This is a genomic window from Microcystis sp. M165S2 (assembly GCF_020245885.1).
In the GTDB taxonomy this organism is placed as follows: Bacteria; Cyanobacteriota; Cyanobacteriia; order Cyanobacteriales; family Microcystaceae; genus Microcystis.
Map to the genome: position 1 here is coordinate 1 of NZ_JADBTZ010000054.1, position 19,073 is coordinate 19,073.

At 42.2% G+C, this 19,073-nt stretch carries 18 protein-coding genes and 4 pseudogenes; 14 read left to right on the plus strand and 8 right to left on the minus strand.

Annotated elements, in window-relative coordinates:
• Both IM479_RS02975 and IM479_RS02980 read left to right on the plus strand, forming a co-directional pair.
• Nucleotides 1-201 (plus strand): annotated as a pseudogene (locus IM479_RS02975) (hypothetical protein); the annotation flags it as partial.
• 41 nt (nucleotides 202-242) lie between these two features.
• Nucleotides 243-638, plus strand: a complete 396-nt coding sequence (locus IM479_RS02980; RefSeq protein WP_287699160.1) for a hypothetical protein — start codon at nucleotides 243-245, stop codon at nucleotides 636-638.
• 511 nt (nucleotides 639-1,149) lie between these two features.
• Here the strand turns inward: IM479_RS02980 and IM479_RS02985 are convergent.
• A pseudogene (locus IM479_RS02985) lies at nucleotides 1,150-1,404 on the minus strand (transposase); the annotation flags it as partial.
• A 225-nt stretch (nucleotides 1,405-1,629) separates the two neighbouring features.
• A pseudogene (locus IM479_RS02990) lies at nucleotides 1,630-2,202 on the minus strand (transposase family protein); the annotation flags it as partial.
• A 126-nt stretch (nucleotides 2,203-2,328) separates the two neighbouring features.
• Between IM479_RS02990 and IM479_RS02995 the strand changes: the two are divergent.
• From IM479_RS02995 to IM479_RS03005, 3 genes are read left to right on the plus strand one after another with little or no spacing between them, the layout of a single operon-like run.
• The gene (locus IM479_RS02995; protein WP_287687243.1) at nucleotides 2,329-2,571 is read left to right on the plus strand and encodes a hypothetical protein; all 243 of its coding nucleotides are present in this window, start codon (nucleotides 2,329-2,331) and stop codon (nucleotides 2,569-2,571) included.
• Nucleotides 2,572-2,597: 26 nt separating this feature from the next.
• On the plus strand, nucleotides 2,598-2,813 hold the full coding sequence (locus IM479_RS03000) for a type II toxin-antitoxin system RelE/ParE family toxin (RefSeq protein ID WP_287687245.1): 216 nt from the start codon (nucleotides 2,598-2,600) through the stop codon (nucleotides 2,811-2,813).
• Nucleotides 2,814-2,838: 25 nt separating this feature from the next.
• On the plus strand, nucleotides 2,839-2,970 hold the full coding sequence (locus tag IM479_RS03005) for a hypothetical protein (RefSeq protein WP_265578834.1): 132 nt from the start codon (nucleotides 2,839-2,841) through the stop codon (nucleotides 2,968-2,970).
• A 66-nt stretch (nucleotides 2,971-3,036) separates the two neighbouring features.
• On the opposite strand, the gene IM479_RS03010 is transcribed toward IM479_RS03005, so the two are convergent.
• Nucleotides 3,037-4,857, minus strand: a complete 1,821-nt coding sequence (locus IM479_RS03010) for a DUF262 domain-containing protein (protein ID WP_287687247.1) — start codon at nucleotides 4,855-4,857, stop codon at nucleotides 3,037-3,039.
• A 129-nt stretch (nucleotides 4,858-4,986) separates the two neighbouring features.
• On the opposite strand from IM479_RS03010, the gene IM479_RS03015 reads away from it, so the two are divergent.
• On the plus strand, nucleotides 4,987-5,124 hold the full coding sequence (locus IM479_RS03015) for a CHAT domain-containing protein (protein WP_287687249.1): 138 nt from the start codon (nucleotides 4,987-4,989) through the stop codon (nucleotides 5,122-5,124).
• Nucleotides 5,125-5,168: 44 nt separating this feature from the next.
• Here the strand turns inward: IM479_RS03015 and mnmG are convergent, their stop codons facing one another.
• Nucleotides 5,169-7,076, minus strand: coding sequence for a tRNA uridine-5-carboxymethylaminomethyl(34) synthesis enzyme MnmG (mnmG, locus tag IM479_RS03020; RefSeq protein ID WP_287687250.1), 1,908 nt, complete (start codon nucleotides 7,074-7,076; stop codon nucleotides 5,169-5,171).
• 232 nt (nucleotides 7,077-7,308) lie between these two features.
• Here mnmG and IM479_RS03025 point away from each other — a divergent pair, with 232 nt between their 5' ends.
• Both IM479_RS03025 and cydB read left to right on the plus strand, forming a co-directional pair.
• The gene (locus tag IM479_RS03025; protein ID WP_287687252.1) at nucleotides 7,309-8,736 is read left to right on the plus strand and encodes a cytochrome ubiquinol oxidase subunit I; all 1,428 of its coding nucleotides are present in this window, start codon (nucleotides 7,309-7,311) and stop codon (nucleotides 8,734-8,736) included.
• A gap of 8 nt (nucleotides 8,737-8,744) precedes the next feature.
• Nucleotides 8,745-9,758, plus strand: coding sequence for a cytochrome d ubiquinol oxidase subunit II (gene cydB, locus IM479_RS03030; RefSeq protein WP_286825316.1), 1,014 nt, complete (start codon nucleotides 8,745-8,747; stop codon nucleotides 9,756-9,758).
• A gap of 82 nt (nucleotides 9,759-9,840) precedes the next feature.
• On the opposite strand, the gene IM479_RS03035 is transcribed toward cydB, so the two are convergent.
• On the minus strand, nucleotides 9,841-10,335 hold the full coding sequence (locus tag IM479_RS03035; RefSeq protein WP_287687256.1) for a phosphoribosyltransferase: 495 nt from the start codon (nucleotides 10,333-10,335) through the stop codon (nucleotides 9,841-9,843).
• 22 nt (nucleotides 10,336-10,357) lie between these two features.
• Nucleotides 10,358-10,591: a hypothetical protein gene (locus IM479_RS03040; protein WP_002771307.1), complete on the minus strand. Its 234-nt coding sequence runs from the start codon at nucleotides 10,589-10,591 to the stop codon at nucleotides 10,358-10,360.
• Between the two features lie 715 nt (nucleotides 10,592-11,306).
• On the opposite strand from IM479_RS03040, the gene IM479_RS03045 reads away from it, so the two are divergent.
• Entirely contained in the window at nucleotides 11,307-11,498 is a 192-nt protein-coding gene (locus IM479_RS03045; RefSeq protein WP_002757988.1) for a helix-turn-helix domain-containing protein, read from the plus strand.
• A 38-nt stretch (nucleotides 11,499-11,536) separates the two neighbouring features.
• On the opposite strand, the gene IM479_RS03050 is transcribed toward IM479_RS03045, so the two are convergent.
• Both IM479_RS03050 and IM479_RS03055 read right to left on the minus strand, forming a co-directional pair.
• A complete protein-coding gene (locus tag IM479_RS03050; RefSeq protein ID WP_002774263.1) occupies nucleotides 11,537-12,505 on the minus strand; it encodes a formylglycine-generating enzyme family protein in 969 nt (322 codons plus the stop codon).
• 110 nt (nucleotides 12,506-12,615) lie between these two features.
• Nucleotides 12,616-15,249, minus strand: coding sequence for a sulfatase-like hydrolase/transferase (locus IM479_RS03055; protein WP_287687253.1), 2,634 nt, complete (start codon nucleotides 15,247-15,249; stop codon nucleotides 12,616-12,618).
• A gap of 531 nt (nucleotides 15,250-15,780) precedes the next feature.
• Here IM479_RS03055 and IM479_RS03060 point away from each other — a divergent pair.
• The 5 genes and pseudogenes from IM479_RS03060 to IM479_RS03080 form a co-directional block, all read left to right on the plus strand.
• A pseudogene (locus IM479_RS03060) lies at nucleotides 15,781-15,931 on the plus strand (transposase); the annotation flags it as partial.
• A gap of 109 nt (nucleotides 15,932-16,040) precedes the next feature.
• Nucleotides 16,041-16,730, plus strand: a complete 690-nt coding sequence (locus IM479_RS03065) for a lecithin retinol acyltransferase family protein (RefSeq protein ID WP_287687254.1) — start codon at nucleotides 16,041-16,043, stop codon at nucleotides 16,728-16,730.
• Nucleotides 16,731-16,820: 90 nt separating this feature from the next.
• On the plus strand, nucleotides 16,821-17,057 hold the full coding sequence (locus tag IM479_RS03070; RefSeq protein ID WP_041804354.1) for a hypothetical protein: 237 nt from the start codon (nucleotides 16,821-16,823) through the stop codon (nucleotides 17,055-17,057).
• Nucleotides 17,058-17,139: 82 nt separating this feature from the next.
• The gene (locus IM479_RS03075) at nucleotides 17,140-18,303 is read left to right on the plus strand and encodes a GuaB3 family IMP dehydrogenase-related protein (RefSeq protein WP_287076767.1); all 1,164 of its coding nucleotides are present in this window, start codon (nucleotides 17,140-17,142) and stop codon (nucleotides 18,301-18,303) included.
• A 239-nt stretch (nucleotides 18,304-18,542) separates the two neighbouring features.
• The coding region (locus IM479_RS03080) for an RNA-guided endonuclease InsQ/TnpB family protein (protein WP_502845717.1) at nucleotides 18,543-19,073 on the plus strand (531 nt) is incomplete at its 3' end.

Consider the following 19,073-nt stretch of genomic DNA (forward strand, 5'->3'; position numbering starts at 1 on the left):
GGCGTTGCTGATTTGAGATATGAATCTTCTTTTGTGGGATTTTTAAAACCTAGACCCAAACTAACTTTTGGATGGGTGCAAGGTTGTCATTCATACCTTGATTCAGCAACGCCGGCTTTTACCGAAGCCCGCTCGAAACGAAAGAGAATTTTCGGGGGAAACCCGATGCCATCCTGGGAATGGCGACGACGGAATCGGTAGTTTTTTATCTGTAGAGATAGAGAAATTCCGAGAGGTAAATTATGAACAGAGATATTATTACTGGAATGGACGGCGAGATTTATGCCAGACGCGATCTGAGTCGAGAATGGGGCGGGGCGATCGATCTGGGAACGGCGAGGACAGGAAAAAGTTTCGGCGTTGACGGTCATTTAGGGGAAACTAATTGCCTCGGCGTTTGGGATAGTGTGGACAGACTCAGATTCAGGACTTCCCGTAACCTTCGTCTGGAACTCGCCACCGACCCCAGGGTGATCACCGAGTTAGTCCGATTCGATAGTAAGGGTGTCGCCACCGTTGTCGGTTCGGTTGAATACGGCGCTCGATTATCCTTGAATTTAACACCAGGTCGCTACGGCCTCAGTTTCTTTGTCGAGGGAGATTTGATCTCTTATCAGGTTAAGGCGAGTTTTAGCTAGGGAACAAACGATTTCTAGAATCTTAACCATTGAAGCTGTTCTAGCTTCAATGGCCATAACCCAAGAAATAACAAGTTGATAGCTGAATGCTGATCGCTGATCGCTGATGACTGATCGCTAACGACTGTTGACTGATGACTGATTACTAGAACTCTTGCAAATTAATTATATGTTATAATAGTCAGTTAACTAATTTTACCCCAAAAATTAGTTAGTTAGTACATTTGCTCTGAATGAAAACCTGAAGTTTTACTTTTAACTCAAAACTCTTTAGAGCTGCTTTAATTTGGTTATCAAAACCTCTTTATTTAAGCGGCACAAACTATCTCAATTTTTATAATTGAGAATAAATTATCCTTGACTTGATTAATGTTTGGCAACTTTTAAGAAGTTGCTATACCTATCCCTAATACTAAATCCGTTGAGTATAGGCTAGTTATGAGGAGAGGCACTCATGCAAGAGGCACTCATGCAAAGGGGAAAATAAATAATCAGTTTTTAATAACCAGATTTAGTATAACTCATAGTTATAAATAGCCGCCAACAGGTTAAATCTTAAACTATATATTCGACGACGATTCCGATATTTACAGGATAAGATTTTCAAGATTTTGAGTTTCCTATTTATAGGTTCAATGATAATCCTTTCTTTGTATAAAGCCTTGTTATACCCCTTCTCTAACTCTGTTAATTTTCTATTTTCTGGTTTCTTTTTCGGTGTATAACTATTACTATGGTATGCAGCTATTCCCTGATAACCACTGTCTTCTCTGCTAGTAGTTAGGGTTTGCGGCAAAAAGTTTTCCCTGGGGGCAGGGTGTGGGGTGTGGGGTGTAGGGTTTTACCGATTTTCAGGTGGTCAACTACCTAATTTTCAGGGACAAAGTACCTGAATTTTCCCCCCGATCACCCCTAGCTAAGGCACTTTTTGATGGGAAAAAAGTCTAAAAGTATTATCCAACAAGGTTTTTATATTTATTCAGCAAACCCTAGTTAAAGGATGAAAACGAACTCGACTTTTTTTAAATAAACTAAAATCATGACCTCTGCCTTTCCCACAACAGACACAGATAATTTCCCCAGTATTTTTATCAGCTACTAATTGGGATTTTAAAGTATGATAACCTCTTTTACCTGCAAAAAAATCTTTCTGTTTCTTTTGGGGGCGTTCAATGGGAGTTTCCGTTACATCCATTCCCGTTACGACCGGTATCTCTGCTTGATTTAGTAGAGCTTTTTTTCCTTTTAAACGGAAGTTTCCCGATTGTCAAAGCATTTTTTCCTTCTTATTTACAATCCGACCTATAGTTGATTCTGATAGTTGACCGCTTGTACCAATCTGAAAATATGTTCTACATTCTTGCCAATATTCTAACGTTACTAAAACTTGTTCTTCTATAGATAGTTTAGGTTTCGGTCCCCTTTTAGATGCTGAATTAGAGTCGGCTTCAACACTTTTTACTGATTCTACCATCTTTCTATATGTTTGTTTATACACACCGAAACGGCGTTTGAATTGTTCATCTGATAAGTTTTGATAATCCATATTTTTGCTAATAAACATAGCAAAAGTATAGATGATTTCCTGACCTAAGATCACATTTTATTCTTTTTTCCACTTCCATCTAAAAATTGAGAAAAAAGCCAAACCTTCCACTATACCATAAAAAAATTATGCAAGAGGTCTAATATGATTACCTTTGAAAACGCGCTGGAGTTGGTTAGTCAATTACCCAGGGAACAGCAAGAGATGTTAATCGAGATTGTTAAAAAGCGGTGTGTGGAGGTAAGAAGACAGGAGTTTTTGAGAGAATGTCAGGAGGGTTTGACAGAGTATCGGTCTGGTAATCTCCAACCGATGACAGTAGAAGATGCGATCGCGGATTTAGATCGTTATTTGGAGGATTCTGAAGACGATTTAAGCGATCGCTGAAAAAGTTTGTTAGACGCAATGCGCTGTTGCGGAAACAAGTCGATCAAACACTGAAGCTAATGCAAGAGGATATGTTTGCACCTAGTTTAATGGTTCATCGTCTCAGGGGAGAATATCAGGAATTGAGAGCTTGTTCCTGTGGTTATGATTGCCGCATCATTTTCTATTTGGAACGAGACGAGAAAACTCAAACAGATAGGATAGTTTTGATTAACATTGGAACTCATGATGAGGTGTATTAACTAATAACTGATAGCGGAAATAACTATGAATCCCAAATTTTACGCCTTACTTACCCTCTCCCTAGTGGCTACCGTCACCCTACCAGTTGTTAACGGGAAACTCTCCTCTCTCGTCCCTGCGGTAATAGCGCAAAATACGGATGCGAGGAAAGCCTAAAATTGTTAAGTGATGTGAGAAATTCAGGAAATTTTCTGCAATGCCCGACCTTTTTCTCTCCGTAAGCTACAGACGAAAAATGGCAACAGCAGCATCTATCAGTAATTTTTGATGAGCCTCAATTTCACTCTTTGTCCAAGCTGTCTTTGAGCCTATCTCTTGAGTTAACAAAACTGAAGATTTTTGATAGAGCGGTTTTTTATTAGAAAAATTTTCGTTGCCTCCAATACTATTTTGTGCAGTGTCTAAAATAGTAAGATTGCCAAGAGAATTTTTGAGTTGGTCAAGCTCATTATCTTGGTCAGATTCACTGACGTTACGAGGATATATATGTTCGATCGATGTGCCAGCAAAGTCATATAATCTGCTTTTGTCAAGACATACAGACTCACCACTTGCACCGTCTTTGTACCATTGATAGTAATACTCAATTGTCATTAAAAAATATTTTAGAGGCTTGTTGCTACCACCAGATTCTTGATATTCAAGGGTAACTAGGTTATCCCTGAATTTTTGATCTGATGCCTTTAATTCCATAAGTTTTTGTAGCTCATTTCTGAGATTATTAACATTATAATTATTGGGATTTTTGCGAATATTAAGAGCTTCTTGGGCGTAGATATTTTTAAGCGGTGTTATGTGTTGATTACATACTATTTTATACCGAAAGAATACCTTTTCTAAAATATTAACTATTTCTGAGAATGATTTTTGATTGAGTTCAGATGCTGCCAGTAATAAAGGAATTGATAAAGTATGTCCAAGTTCAACTATAAGAATGTTCAAACGAGTTTTATCCCAACTGGTTAGAGGTTGCCGAAGTTCATACAACCATTCTCCTTTTACCAGTTTTCTACACTTCAAAATGTCTTCGTGAGTCTTTTTTACTACTTGATAAATTTGTTCGGCATCATCTTCTGTAAAATTTTGTTGCTTATGTTGTGGGAAAAATTTATCAAGAAACATATCAAACACGGCATTCTGTTTTGGTCTATTACCTTGATAAGAATCATAAATCCAATTTAAATAATCAGTTGTGTCGGTTGGTGAATCGGACAGGATATTGTCCCATAATTTTTCTACAGAATCTTGGTTTCTGGAATAGCCTTCGAGAAGTTCCAATGTTTTAGCTCTTAATAAATCTCCATCTGTAAGATTGGTTCCTCGATCATTGATAACTTGAAAAAGTCTAAAAGCATCCTCTCTATTTTCAGTTACCATGTGCAAAATTGTAAAATCATTGTCTAATATATTTTGAATAATTTCGAGATTGTCTATCCTATCTTCTATCGTATCATTAACATTAATTATTCCTTGTATTTCCTTTAACAAAGTTTTAGGTGCATCTGAAATTTTACGGTGTGAATCTCTTGATACAGATGGATTCCTATCACCAATTAATTCTTGATAAAAAGGGTCATCAGCTTTTGAAAGTGTTAAAACTTCTACAGGGGTTACTTGTCTTTGAATCTCTTGCTCGAATTTAATAAATTTGTTTGACAAATCTTGAAGACGTTTTTTGATAATTGATACTAAATCAGTTTCCCCTGCTGACTGTTGAGCCTCTGATTGCAGGTTCCGATAAGTTTTAATCATACAAGCAACCAACAAAGCAAATGTAGCTATTCTTTGTTGTCCATCAATTATCTCGTATTTATGCTGATCAAATGCTCCAACAACAGGGTGTTTGACACTCAGAATGCCACCAAAAAAATGACTCATTGGCGAATTTTGCTTTCTTTTTTCAAAGCAATTAAGTAAATCCTTTATAAAATCTGAGACTGATTCTGATTCCCAAGCATAAGCTCTCTGATATTTAGGAATTAAAAACGTAGATTGACGTTTAAAAAGTGCACCGATCGAGGTGTATGTTGGTTCAATCTTCATAACTCATCTAAGCCTATAGAACGTTTCAGTACAGTATCTAGAACGGGAAAAGAACTAACTGAGCCTATTCAATGCTAACATACCCCAGCAGGCGAAGACAAGTCCTCTGAGGCAATTAATTCGATTATGATGGCTGAATTCTATCAAAATCTCCAGAAAGGAATGAGCAAAAGCGCATCGATGAGAGAGGCAAAATTAAGCCTGATCGAAAAGTATCCCCATCCTTATTTTTGGTCGCTATTTATTTTGATTGGGGATGCCAATTAAGCAGCCGATGATAACTCTTGATCGCTGATAATCAGGATTATTTCCTAACTTTTAACTCCCGACATCTGCCGCATTTCTAAATATACTAATAAAGCGTTAATATCGGCGGGATTGACTCCGCCAATTCGCGAGGCTTGGCCGATGGTGGCGGGTTTAATTTTTGTTAATTTTTCCCTAGATTCCATTGACAAAGTTTCGATTTTCATGTAGTCAATATCGGGGGATAAATGACGGTTACTGTGGCGACTAATTTGGTCAATTTGATTTTGTTGTCGTTTCAAATAACCGGAATATTTAATCTCAATTTCTACCCCTTCTCTTTCGGCTAAATTTAAATCGGGATTACCTAAACCATAGCGATCGAGATTGAGATAATGGAAGCTAGGACGACGCATTAAATCCGCTAAAGAGAGAGAACCTTTGATTTTTTGTTCCGTATCCTTAACGATGGCAATTGCCACCTCATCACGTTCTTTAATTCTCGTTTCGTGTAAGCGTTCTTTTTCAGCGATAATATTAGCTTGTTTAGTTTGGAATAATTGCCAACGTCGGTCATCAATTAAGCCAATTTCTCGCCCTAAAGGTGTTAATCTTTGATCAGCATTATCCGATCGCAATACTAACCGATATTCGGAACGACTGGTTAACATTCGATAGGGTTCCCGCAGATCCTTGGTACACAAATCATCGACCAAAGTTCCGAGATAACTTTCCTCCCGGGGAAAAACAATTAACTCTTTTCCTAAAGCAAACCGCGCCGCATTAATCCCCGCCACCAGTCCTTGGGCTGCCGCTTCTTCATAACCGGTTGTCCCATTAATTTGTCCCGCACAAAATAACCCCTCAATCTTCTTCGTCATCAGGGTTGGATAACACTGAGTTGCCGGTAAATAATCGTATTCCACTGCATAGGCAGCACGCAACATCACACAGTTTTCTAAACCGGGTAAAGTCCGCAGCATGGCTAATTGAACATTTTCCGGCAGTCCCGTAGAAAACCCTTGGATATAAAGTTCGGGAATATCGCGCCCTTCTGGTTCGATAAAAATTTGATGACTTTCTTTATCGGCAAAACGGACGATTTTATCCTCAATACTGGGACAATAACGCGGACCTTTGGAGTCAATAAAACCGCCATAAATGGGGGATAAATGTAAATTATCTCTGATTAATTGATGAGTTGCCGCCGTGGTGCGGGTGAGATGACAGTTCATTTGTTCTCGTTCGATCCAGACATCGGGATCAAAACTAAACCAACGTACCTCGTCATCGGGCGGTTGCGGTTCCATACGGGAGTAATCCACCGAACGCTTATCCACACGGGCAGGAGTGCCAGTTTTTAGGCGACCGGTCTCGAATCCGAGACGATTTAGGGTATCTGTTAAACCCACCGCCGCAAATTCGCCCGCGCGTCCGGCTGCCATAGACTTGCCGCCGATCCAGATTTTGCCGCCTAAAAAAGTGCCAGTGGTTAAAATGACGGCTTTAGCGGCGAAACAAGTGCCGAAATAGGTTTCTACCCCTAAAACTTGCTCATTTGCCCCTAAAATCAGGTCTGTGACCATGCCTTCCCGAATAACCAGATTTGCTTGGGTTTCGACGATACCTTTCATAATTGCCGCGTATTCCCGTTTATCGGTTTGGGCGCGTAGGGCCCAGACTGCCGGTCCGCGAGAGGCATTAAGAACCCGTTTTTGCAGATAGGTGCGGTCGGCCATTTTGCCAATTTCGCCGCCTAAAGCGTCCACTTCGTGGGTTAATTGGGATTTAGCCGGACCACCGACGGCGGGGTTACAGGGTTGCCAAGCGATTTTATCGAGATTAAGGGTGAGGAGAAGGGTACGACAACCGAGACGGGCGCAAGCTAGGGCCGCTTCACAGCCGGAATGGCCCGCCCCGACGACGATGACATCAAATTCATCTTGAAAGTCTGCGGCTGAGGAGAAAGTCATACTCGATCGAGGGGAAAATTAATTAATCAGGCTAATATTCTAGCAATTTTTCTGAGTTTTCCCTCAAATATAATACAAGAATACTAACTAGGTCATTGAGTAACATTAAAGCGATCGCATAAATCTAAAAACAATCTATATAATTCCTATTTAACCTTGCCTTTTCAGGGCATTACTGGCTAAGTATTATAGGTGCTTATGATATCTTCACGATCGTTTAAAGATTATAATCATGGATTTACTTGCCAATCCCGTTGCTTTGTCGCGGATACAATTCGCCCTTACCGCTATCTTCCACATGCTTTGGCCGGTGTTAACCACTGGTATGGGCATTTATCTAGTTATTGTCGAAGGATTATGGCTAAAAACCCGCAATCCTGACTACTATCATCACGCTCGCTTCTGGTCAAAACTCTACATTCTCAATTTCGGCATTGGAGTTGCTTCTGGTTTACCCATGGCTTTTCAGTTTGGCATGAATTGGGCGCCTTTTTCGGAAGCAGTGGGGGACTTTTTCGGAACTATCCTCGGTTTCGAGGGAACCATGGCCTTTATGCTAGAGGCTAGTTTTCTAGGAATTATGCTGTTTGGTTGGGGACGAGTTCCCCCGTTAATTCACTTCCTAGCGACAATTCTCGTCGCTTTCGGGGCTAATCTTTCCACTTTCTGGATTTTAACCGCTAATTCTTGGCTGCAAACCCCTGCTGGCGGCATTTTCGTGGATGGTAAATTTATCGTTCAAGATTACCTACAAGCGATTCTCAATCCCTTCATGGTTAATAGTTTCCTGCATATGTTTTTCGCTACTCTGGAAACTTCTCTTTTCGTCATTGGTGGCATTAGTGCTTGGTATTTGCTCAATAAACGTCACATTAGCTTTTTTAGTCGTTCTCTCAAAATTGTTCTTACTCTAGCGATTGTTATCGCTCCCTTGCAAATTTTTGTCGGTCATCTTAGTGCCGAACAAGTGTATCACTATCAACCGGCTAAATTAGCCGCCATGGAAGCGCAATGGGAAACCATTCCTGCGGGAGAAACTGCTGCTTGGAGTTTGGTCGCTTTACCCAAGGATAAAGCGGAGACAAATAACTGGGAAGTGAAGATACCTAATGCTTTGGGTTATCTTTTGGAGTTAAAACCCAAGTTATCGGAACCTGTTCTCGGCTTAAAAACGTGGAAATACGAAGATAGACCGCACATGGTGGGGCTAATCTATTATTCTTTCCGGATTATGGTCGCTATCGGTCTTTTTCTTGCGTCTTTAATGGCTGTAACTGTCGGGCAATGGCTGCGCGGTCAATTATCTAACGAAAAAATCGACAGTCAAAAATGGTTACTACGCGCTTGGGTTTTTGCTGCCCCCCTGGGTTATCTTGCGGTGGAAACCGGTTGGATTGTCCGTTGTGTCGGTCGTCAACCCTGGACAGTTTACAATCAAATCCGGACGGTGGATGCAGCTTCTCATCTACCTGCGGGCGAGATTTTAACCTCTTTAATCGGAATTACGGCGATTTATGTGGTTTTCTTGGTTTCTGCTCTCTATTTCGGCAGTCGTATTATCCGTCAGGGACCAAATCTTAACTTACCACTGCCGGGGACTCAAGAGGAAAAAGTGACCTCACCAGAACTAAATCCTCGTTCCCTAGAAGCGCAACAATAGGAGGAACTATGGAACCTTTACAGTATTTTCTGCCACAAATTTGGTTTTTGATTCTGGGATTATTTCTATTTCTCTACGTCCTTCTCGATGGTTTTGACTTGGGGGTGGGAATTCTTTCCCTGACTTCCTCCTCCGAGAAGCGTCGCAGTATTTTAATGACCAGCTTGGGCAATGTTTGGGATGCTAACGAAACTTGGATTGTCTTGATGGGGGGTTCCCTGTTTGGGGCGTTTCCCCTAGCTTACGGGACAATTTTAAACGCTTTATACCTGCCTGCTGTGATTATGGTGGTGGGGCTATTATTTCGGGCTGTTTCCTTCGAGTTTCGTGAACATTCTCGCCAGAAATTGTTCTGGAATTATGCCTTCGGACTCGGCAGTTTTTTGGCCGCTTTGGGGCAAGGATTCGCCCTCGGTGCGGTTTTTGAGGGCATTAAAGTGGATGAATTGGGTCATTTTGCCGGCGGCCCCTTTGATTGGTTAACATGGCGATCGATTCTAGTGTCTCTAACTTTAATCCAAGCTTATGTTTTAGTGGGTTCCACTTACCTAATTCTGAAAACTACGGGTAATTTACAGGAAGTTCACTATAAAACGGCAAAAATTGCCGCTATTACCACTTTTATCGGTGCTGTCTTTATCACCATCAGTACGCCGCTGCTTTCTGACCATATCCGTCAGCGTTTATTTGACCCTCGACTAATTTACATCTTTATCCTCATCCCGATTTTAGCTGTGCTGTTACTGGGTTTATTATTGCGGAGTTTGCAACTAAAGGAAGAAAACACCCCCATGGTCTGGACAGTATTGCTGTTTATGCTCTCTTTTCTCGGTTTGGGATTGTTGATTTTCCCCGATATTATTCCCCCGTCAGTGACAATTTATCAAGCGGCGGCCGCCCCTAGTTCTTTGGTGTTTATGCTGACTTTTGTGGGTTTTTTAATCCCAATTTTACTAGCCTATACAGTTTATAATTACATCGTTTTTCGGGGCAAAATTACTGCTGAATCCTACGGAGAATAGATGGCGTTGCCGATTTCAGACATGAATCTTCTTTGGTGGTATTTTTAAGGGGAAACTCTCTACCGCTGATGCTAAACTGAATTTATTCTAGGAGGTCTTTGGGTGTAATTAACTCGTAACGCTCGAAGGGTTGATGAATCCAAGGATTATCGGGGTAGTATTCCACATAATAGTCAGGTTTGATTCTTGATGCTGCTTTGTACCAGATCACTGCGGTTTTGATATTGGTAATCCCGTATTTTTCCTGTAAAAAAATCGAGGTTTTTTGGAGGGTGATTCCCGAATCGACTAAATCATCCACTAATAACAAGGGACTCTTTAATTTGGTTTCGATCATGGCTAAATTCGAGGAAATAGTTAATTCTCCCCGAATTTGATGATTTTGCCCCCCGTAGGAAGCAGCATAGAGAATGGCTAGGGGTTGACGAAAAAGACGACAGAGAATGTCACCGACGCGCAATCCTCCCTTAGCTAAACAGACAATCTGAGCAAATTGCCAACCAGAATGATCGATTTTTACTGCTAATTTTTCGATCAGACGATGGTATTCATCCCAAGAAACATAAACATCGGCCATATTTTCCATTCCCGATTGAGAATTACTTATTTTCGGCAGGTCGATCACTACTCCAGGCCCACCAAACTCGATCGCATTGACAATGATAGAATTCCTGCCATTTACGACGGGAATCTTCTCCTAAAACGGGAGCGCGGCGATTGATCCAAACGGCCTGAGCTTCTTTAGCTTTTGCCCCACAGTAAGGACAACAAAAATTGTAGGCGTGAACAGCATTCTCTGTCCAGTCAGGGGGAAAGGGACTAAAAGCATCCATAATCTCTGGGTTAAGGGGGTTAACAGTCAAAAAGGGTCTTGAATCGCTGGTGTTTAGGCTATAGTTCTCAATTTCTGCTTCGATAATTTTTACAGCGTTTCCCATAGAGATGAAGTGTAACCTAATTTGGTATTGATGACCGACTCCACCAGAGGAAAACTTTGTACCTCACCATTAAGATAAATGCTACAATAGGTTTTGACAAGCTGTAAATCTTCAAATATGGAAAGAAGTTATACAAAAGTTGCTTTTATAGATAGGAACATAAATTAAATATACCCTAATAAGGGTGAATAAGCCAGGCTTATAATTTTACCAAAACTAATGAAATAGCTTCTCAAACCACTCCCCAAAAATGATTATTTTACATAAGTACATTTACCTTGATGTGCTGCTGGGTAGGTTTTGTGCTGGCTAAAAGTATCGTTGGCATGAGACACCTAAGTGCGCTCGTGAAAATGCAAGGAATTAATGTCAATTATAATCGCCAAAGTTTAAATAAAATTTTGAAAAAAGGCACGTTAGAAACGCGCCTCAAAAATTATTAATTAAACTTCAGTTAAGAGATCTAAATTTAGACTATTAGCAGCCTAAACGACGTTTGTAGCCTTCAAAATCTTCACGCATTTTCTTATAGGCCAGATCTCGTTCTTGGGGCGACATATAAGCACGATCGCTTAGAGTGCTTGGCTGCGTCATATAAGCTAGAGTAGAAATGTCTCCTCAAAATTATTTTAAAAAGCTTCGTCTTAACGCCTTACATCAATCCATTACCCAAAACCCCGAACTAACGTTAATTTATCAAATTGCCGAAGAATTAGGTTTTTTTGAGCGAGGACATCTTGCCTCTGATTATAAACAACTGTTTGGTTATTTTCCCTCTGAAACTTTTAAAAATAGAACATAATGAGCCATCTTAATTGTCATTGTGAGCGGTAATAAATTCTAATCAGGACAAAAAATTGTGCGAAAACCGATATGATTGGTAGAAGTGTCGATATCTTCGGGATGGCGAGCGGCGGGACGGTAACGAGCGCAGTAGTTAGGGGCGCAGAGGAAAGAGCCTCCTTTGAGGACTTTACGGGGTTTTCGCATTGAGGGATGAAGTTTGAGGTTATAACTATCTTCTTCGGTTCCGCCTAGGGGATTTTTCGGGGTACAACAGGCTTTAGTCGGGTTTTTGGGATGTTGTTCCTGATACCAATCTTGTGTCCATTCCCAGACATTACCTATCATGTCATAAAGTCCATAACCATTGGGGGGATAGCTTTCTACTGCTTCTGGACCGGGTGCATGAGGTTTGAGATTTTGCCAAGGAAATTGTCCTTGCCAAGTATTAGCCATGACTTTACCATTAGGCATAAATTCATCACCCCAAGCAAATTCTGCCCCCTCTAAACCCCCTCGTGCAGCAAATTCCCATTGTGCTTCAGTTGGGAGTTCTTTTCCTGCCCATTTTGCATAGGCAAGGGCATCTTCATAGACAATATGTACTACAGGATGGTTTTCTCGATTTTTAATTGAACTTCCAGTACCTTCGGGATGTCGCCAATTTGCCCCCGGCATATATTGCCACCAGCAGACAGTACGAGGATCAACGGGACGATCTGGTTTCACAAAAACGGCAGATCCGGGAACTAATATTTCAGGATCAGCATTAGGATAATCTTCTGCTTTCGGTGGTTTTTCAGCAAAGGTAATATATCCTGTTTCTTTGACAAATTTTCTAAATTGTTTATTAGTGACCAAATATTTATCCATCCAAAAGCCGCTAACGGTTACGGTGTGGACGGGTCCTTCTTCAGGATATTTACGACTGTTTGACCCCATTTCAAATGTTCCCCCCGGAATCCAGATCAGATCTTTATGGGGAGGTTTACCTGGAGCAGATGAGGGGTTTTGAGATATTTGCATACTCAAGATATAGCCTTTATTTTATCAAGGGTTAGAGTGGGTAGGGGCAATGCAGAAATTACCCCTACAGCTTTGAAAGCAAATCGGGTCTATGCTACAGACTAAGCAGATTAGTCACGCCACAACATCCCTATTAATTCTGTCTCAGGATCGATCGCGCCCGCGCCCGCGTCATTTTTAATCGTGACAATGACTTTTTTCAGCTTCGCACCTTCAAACTCGAAAAACTCGAACTCATGTTCGTAGTCTGATGATACAGGCTGTCCGGGATCTCGACCAATATTAAATCCCGCCCCAAACTTACCCGGTTGAGTCAGGAATTGATCAGGATATTCTGGGAAAGCTTCCTCAATCGTGGTATTTCGCTTAATATCCTTGATATAGAGTTGTACCTCTCCTATGGTACTACCACCAAACTTGCTATCCGGTTGTTGATTGGGCTTCTTGTTAAATACAACTTTGAGTGTATTTTCCCCGTAGTCAAGATTAGAGAGTGGACAAGTGATCTTCTGTTGCTGTTGTCCTAACCAGTTATAGACATAACAGAGTTTGCCCTCGTAGATATAGAAACTATATCCACCAAAACTTCCTCCATGAGCTATCATTACCCCTTTAGGAGTCTCACCCGTGGAGAAATGAACAATGGCTTCGATTTCGTAAGAACGACCTCGGGTATTCGGAGCAACGGCTTCGGGAATTTCTGATCCCCCTGGATAATAGGTGTAACTGAAGGTAGCATCCTTTGGGTCATCTTGAGCAAATGCTGGGGGACGTAATTGGGGACGATCTCCACCCATAGCCGAGCGATCATCAATAGGCATACCTTTGTATAACCCTGCTTGCACGAACCACATATACTTCATCTGTTCGAGTTTATCGGCATATTTCGGGTCATTAGCTAAGTTACGAGATTGAGTCGGATCGGGAGTTAATTCCAATTTCAGATCCCCATCCATACAGTACAATTCCCAGATATCCTTCTCAAAATTACCCCAATTAGAAGGCGCAGGAGCATGGACAGTACAAACGTGCCAACCTTTATACCAGACTCCTCTTGTTCCTAGCATCGAATAGAACTGAGTTTCTCGCACTTTCTTGGGTTTTCCATTGGCATCCTTGGGTTTTTGCTGGTCAGAGAGTCTGTAAGCAAATTGATACTCAGGTTGAGCATATTCGGGAGCGAAAGTATAGGCGAAGCTAATTCCCTCAATGGGATTTTGGGTGTAACCTTTAACCACTTCTGGGGGTTCTACACCACACATTTCGTAAAGGGTAGGTACTAAGTCAACCGCGTGAATGTACTGTTTGCGAATCCCCGTATCTGCGATACCCGGTCCACACATCATAAAGGGAGTTGCAGCACCACCTTCATAACCTGACCAACGTTTCCAGTATTTGAAAGGCGTATCAAAGCCCCAAGCCCATCCTGTAGGATAGTGATTATAGGTTTTCAGTGTGCCTAAATCTTGGAGAAGGGCAAAGTTCTTGTCAAAATCATCGGGAATACCGTTAAAGAACAGGTTTTCATTCACTGAACCATTAGGCCCACCTTCTGCACTAGCACCATTATCAGCTACAGCAACAATGATGGTGTTATCCATTTGACCCGTTTCTTCGAGAAAATCGAGCAAACGACCAATTTGTTCATCGGTATAGGTGGAGAATGCCGCATAAATCTCGGCCATACGGATAAATAATGCCTTTTCTGCGGGACTTAATCCTTCCCAAGGTTTTACCCAATCAGTTTGAGGCCACGTCTTACCAGCAGGAACTCCTTGGATCTTAGTGTGGTCAGGGTTAGGTTCTCCAAGCTCACCTTCACCATGAGGATTAATCTCCGAGGGTGTTGTTACCTCATCCCCAAAGATGCCTAATTCTTTCATTTTGGCAAGGACTTCTGTGCGATAGACTTCATAGCCATCTTTAAAGATACTTGTCTCGACAAAGGATAAATCTTTTGGATTATCGGGATCTCCCAGGCTCGTGTTATAATCATAATCTAGGATCTTCTGAGGCCAGATTTGATGGGGTGCATGGTTGGCACCGGGACAGAAGTACATCAGCCAAGGTTTATCTGGAGCGATCGCCTTTTGATCTTGGATAAAGGCAACTGCCTTATCTACCAGGTCTTTCGATAGATGATAACCGTTCTCTGTATCCTCCATATTGGGACCATAAGGAGGTTCAATCAGATGGTTATCATAGACCAGATCTGGATACCATTGATCGGTTTCTCCGCCTAAAAAGCCATAATAGCGTTCAAAACCACGACCTAAAGGCCAATGCCGCTTCGTGGATGCCATATTTGCCTCTTCTTCTGGCACTAAGTGCCATTTACCAAGGGCGAAGGTACTCCAGCCACGCTCACTCAATACGGCTGGAATCATGGCATTTTCAAAGGGAATGCGACCATTATTACCAGGGAAACCCGCTGTCACCTCTTCGATACAAGACATCCCGTTACTGGTAGCATTGCGTCCATTTAATAGGGATGAACGAGTGGGAGAACAAAGAGCGGTAGTGTGAAAGTTGGTATAAATTAAGCCTTTTTTGGCAATACGAGCTAAATTGGGCATTTTAATTTTGCCACCAAACATTTCCCAGGCACCAAATCCCGTATCGTCAATGACTATGTAAAGAATATTCGGTGAATTTGCGGGTGCTTTCGGTTCGGCGTAGGGTTCCCAATCGGGTACGGAATCACGAATATCGAGGGCGATTGTCCCGTTGAATTGTTTAGCCATAGAGTCTCCGTAAATTGAGGCTTGTCACAGGTGTCTGATTCGCTCGTCTGAGAGCGGCCAATTCAAGTTTGAATCGTACCAGTACCTGACTGACTAGATGCAGAAACGTTGAATCCTGTCATAAAACTTTACCTTGACGGTTCTTCGTTACTTGTTATGGTTCGATAGGGGGGCATAAATCGACTAAATCTTTATCTGGCAAAAGATTTAATTGAACGGTGGCGGCGAATTCAGTGGCGGTGAAACAAAGCAGTTTATTGATGAGTGTGGGGTATGGCTATTTTTTATTTCATGAAAAAAATATCAAACAAAGACTATTTGGTTGTACTATTATACTGGCTGGTGTTTCTCTGTTAAGCATTCTTTAGTAAAATAAGAAAAGGCTCTTCTGGATCAAGGATGATAATCAAAAATTATGGCGAAAGGCTGGCTAAAAAGCGGCAGCGCATATTTTCAAAATCAGGAATCGCGCCTCTAGGAGGGTTAGTGATTCTCCTTCTCCGCTGCCCCACCAGAGTCCTTCCACAGAGTCAACGGTTAGATAATTACTGTGAAAATTATACAACCAATGGATTAACTGAGGGCATGAATACAAAAATAAAGCCTATTAAAAGAATAAGTTATGAATTAAAGCAATCTTGAACATTTTCGACTTAAGCTGTTTGCTGGCTTTAATTCATAACAAAAAGTAAAACACGAAAACCAGAAGACCCAAATCTGAATGGCTTATTAATAACTGGAAAAACTGACTCAATAGATAATCTACTTGTTTACTCTATCACTAAAAAAATATGGCTAAAGGGGATCAAATATACGCTTATCGGCAATTGCTCAATCTTCAGGGTGTTTATGCTCATCATGGCATCGATTGCGGTGATGGTAGCGTCATTCATTACCGAAAACCGAGCGAGATTGTTGAACGAACTTCCCTAGAAACCTTTGCTAGGGGCGGTAAAATCTATGTGGTGCGCCATGTAGAGGTGGGATTTTCCTTTATCCCCGATGTGGTGGTAGAAAGGGCGCTAAGTCGTCTGGGGGAGCAGAAATATAATCTTCTTTTTAACAACTGCGAACATTTTGCCACTTGGTGTAAGACTGGTATTAGCAAAAGTCAACAGATAGAAGAATTTATCCCGATTATTACCCATTTACAAGCGGTGGGACTCTACGAACCTCTGAAAAAATCCCTCATCGGAGCCGACCCCAACAATGCCCAAACCCTGTTAAAAGGGGCTTTAAGCAATCTTAAGGTCAGTTGGGATGAAATTCAACCCCAGTACAAAAAAGCCATTCAAGAAGCAGAAACATGGAATCGAGTAGCGATCGAAGCTTTAAGCAGAAATCGCGATGATTTAGCCCGGGAAGCCCTGAAACGCAAGGTAGAAGCCAAAAAACAGGCAAAACGCCATCAGGAACAATTGGATCAACTAGCGGCCATGACCGAAAATGTTCTTAAAAGCCTGGTGATTGCTAACGGTTAGTCTGGATGTCAGTAAACTGTTCAGTATCTAACCCTCTGCCAATTGCCTCGGTTGATTCCCATCCACATCAGGTAATTTTAGTTGCTCGCCATGGAAATCTGGATTATTTTACGTTTTTCAATCGCCGCTGCCATTATCGCTTTAGTTTGCTGGTCTTTAGCCAGTGCCGTGCGCGATAGTTGGCAAGTTGCCCGACGAATGCACTCCATCCCTTGCTCCCACTGCCGCTACTTTACCAACGATTATCGCCTCAAATGTAGTGTACAACCCAGGAGCGCCAACACCGAACAAGCGATCGACTGCGGCGATTATTTTCCCAGGGCCTAGTCAGCCATAATACCGAAAAGCTTTTCGAGATGGTGCGAAATTTGCTAGTCTAGGCTAAATAGGTCTGAAATAGTATAGAAACGTGGATACAATTATTGGTCGGGGCAAAACAGCCCGTAGAGCTTACGGTATCGATGAAATCGCACTTGTACCCGGAGTGCGAACCCTCGATCCTAGTTTAGCCGATACCCGTTGGTCTCTCGGCAATATCGAGCGGGAAATCCCGATTATCGCCAGCGCTATGGATGGGGTGGTGGATACTAAAATGGCTGTCCTTCTCTCCGAGTTGGGGGCGCTAGGGGTACTAAACCTCGAAGGAATTCAAACCCGTTACGAAGATCCTAACCCGATTCTCGATCGCATTGCGGCGGTTGGCAAATCAGAATTCGTCGGTTTAATGCAGGAACTCTACGCAGAACCGATTAAACCGCAACTAATCGAGCTTCGTATCCAAGAAATTCAAGAAAAAGGCGGTATTGCGGCAGTTAGCCTCACCCCTGCCGGTGCCGTCAAATACGGTGCTATTGTTGCCCAAGCAGCGGCCGATATTCTCTTTGTCCAAGCAACCGTTGTTTCCACTGCCCATTTATCCCCGGAAGCTATCACCCCCCTCGATTTAGTACAACTGTGCCAAGAAATGCCCATTCCCGTGGTTTTGGGCAACTGCGTCACCTACGAAGTCGCCCTTAACCTGATGAAAACCGGGGCAGCCGGGGTTTTGGTCGGTATCGGTCCCGGGGCTGCCTGTACTTCTCGCGGCGTTTTAGGAGTGGGAGTTCCCCAAGCCACTGCTGTGGCCGATTGTGCCGCCGCTAGGGACGATTTTTTCCAAGAAACTGGTAAATACGTCCCCGTTATTGCCGATGGCGGCATTATTACCGGCGGTGATATCTGCAAATGTATCGCCTGTGGCGCCGATGCGGTGATGATTGGTTCTCCCATTGCCCGGTCCGTGGAGGCCCCTGGCCGCGGTTTTCACTGGGGTATGGCCACACCTAGCCTAGTTCTACCCCGGGGGACCCGAATTAGCGTGGGCAGTACGGGAACTATTGCCGAAATCCTCGTTGGACCGGCAAAATTAGATGATGGTACTCATAACCTCTTGGGGGCGCTGAAAACCAGTATGGGAACTTTGGGTGCTAAGAACTTAAAGGAAATGCAACAGGTGGAAGTGGTGATTGCTCCCTCGCTGCTGACGGAGGGGAAAGTCTATCAAAAGGCCCAGCAGTTAGGTATGGGTAAATAAAAGTTATCAGTGAACAGTGATCGGTTATCTGCTTCTCGGGGCAGTTTTTGATTTTTGCCGGAGATGGATTTTCCCCTTGGGATTACCTAAAATGTCGGATGAATGCCCCCGCTACATTTTTCGACAAGATACTCAACAAAATTAGCGGGGGATGAAATCCGACCAGAATATCAACACCATCTGTGGGTAAACGGCGAACTCTGTTATACTTAACCTAGCCAAGGGTCGAGGATTGTTAGATGCTAGTCGTAGAAGCAAAGCTAAAAAACGGAACACCAGAGCAATATCAGAAACTCGATGAAGCTATCAGAACTTCTCAGTTTGTGCGTAATTCTTGTGTTCGTTATTGGCTAGAAAATAAAGGAACAACTCGCAATGACCTCCAAAAGCTTTGTGCGGTACTAGCTAAGAATAAAGAGACACCTTGGGTTAATAAATTAAACTCTCAAGCTCGTCAATCGGCTGCTGATAGAGCTTGGCAATCAATTAATCGGTTTGATCAGAATTGTCATGCTAAAATACCAGGGAAAAAAGGTTTTCCTCGGTTCAAAAAGCATAGCCGTTCGGTTGAATACAAACTAACAGGCTACCAACTATCTGATGATAGACGTAAAATCAGATTTACTGACGGTTTTAAAGCAGGAGAATTTGATTTATGGTGTAGTCAAAAAACCTTAGTTTATTATTCAGAACAACAGATTAAACGGGTAAGAGTTGTTAGACGTGCTGACGGTTATTATTGCCAGTTTTTGATTGACGTAGAACGGCAA

Bases quoted from the DNA above. Each gene is read 5' to 3' on its own strand.
- IM479_RS03035 (WP_287687256.1), bottom strand. From the start codon at position 10,335: ATGGCCGATGTTTATGTTTCTTGGGATGAATACCATCGTCTGATCGAA.
- IM479_RS03005 (WP_265578834.1), top strand. From the start codon at position 2,839: ATGAATCCCAAATTTTACGCCTTACTTACCCTCTCCCTAGTGGCTACC.
- IM479_RS03055 (WP_287687253.1), bottom strand. From the start codon at position 15,249: ATGGCTAAACAATTCAACGGGACAATCGCCCTCGATATTCGTGATTCC.
- IM479_RS02995 (WP_287687243.1), top strand. From the start codon at position 2,329: ATGATTACCTTTGAAAACGCGCTGGAGTTGGTTAGTCAATTACCCAGG.
- IM479_RS03040 (WP_002771307.1), bottom strand. From the start codon at position 10,591: ATGGATGCTTTTAGTCCCTTTCCCCCTGACTGGACAGAGAATGCTGTT.
- cydB (WP_286825316.1), top strand. From the start codon at position 8,745: ATGGAACCTTTACAGTATTTTCTGCCACAAATTTGGTTTTTGATTCTG.
- IM479_RS03010 (WP_287687247.1), bottom strand. From the start codon at position 4,857: ATGAAGATTGAACCAACATACACCTCGATCGGTGCACTTTTTAAACGT.
- IM479_RS03065 (WP_287687254.1), top strand. From the start codon at position 16,041: ATGGCTAAAGGGGATCAAATATACGCTTATCGGCAATTGCTCAATCTT.
- mnmG (WP_287687250.1), bottom strand. From the start codon at position 7,076: ATGACTTTCTCCTCAGCCGCAGACTTTCAAGATGAATTTGATGTCATC.
- IM479_RS02980 (WP_287699160.1), top strand. From the start codon at position 243: ATGAACAGAGATATTATTACTGGAATGGACGGCGAGATTTATGCCAGA.
- IM479_RS03070 (WP_041804354.1), top strand. From the start codon at position 16,821: ATGGAAATCTGGATTATTTTACGTTTTTCAATCGCCGCTGCCATTATC.
- IM479_RS03050 (WP_002774263.1), bottom strand. From the start codon at position 12,505: ATGCAAATATCTCAAAACCCCTCATCTGCTCCAGGTAAACCTCCCCAT.
- IM479_RS03025 (WP_287687252.1), top strand. From the start codon at position 7,309: ATGGATTTACTTGCCAATCCCGTTGCTTTGTCGCGGATACAATTCGCC.
- IM479_RS03015 (WP_287687249.1), top strand. From the start codon at position 4,987: ATGGCTGAATTCTATCAAAATCTCCAGAAAGGAATGAGCAAAAGCGCA.
- IM479_RS03045 (WP_002757988.1), top strand. From the start codon at position 11,307: ATGTCTCCTCAAAATTATTTTAAAAAGCTTCGTCTTAACGCCTTACAT.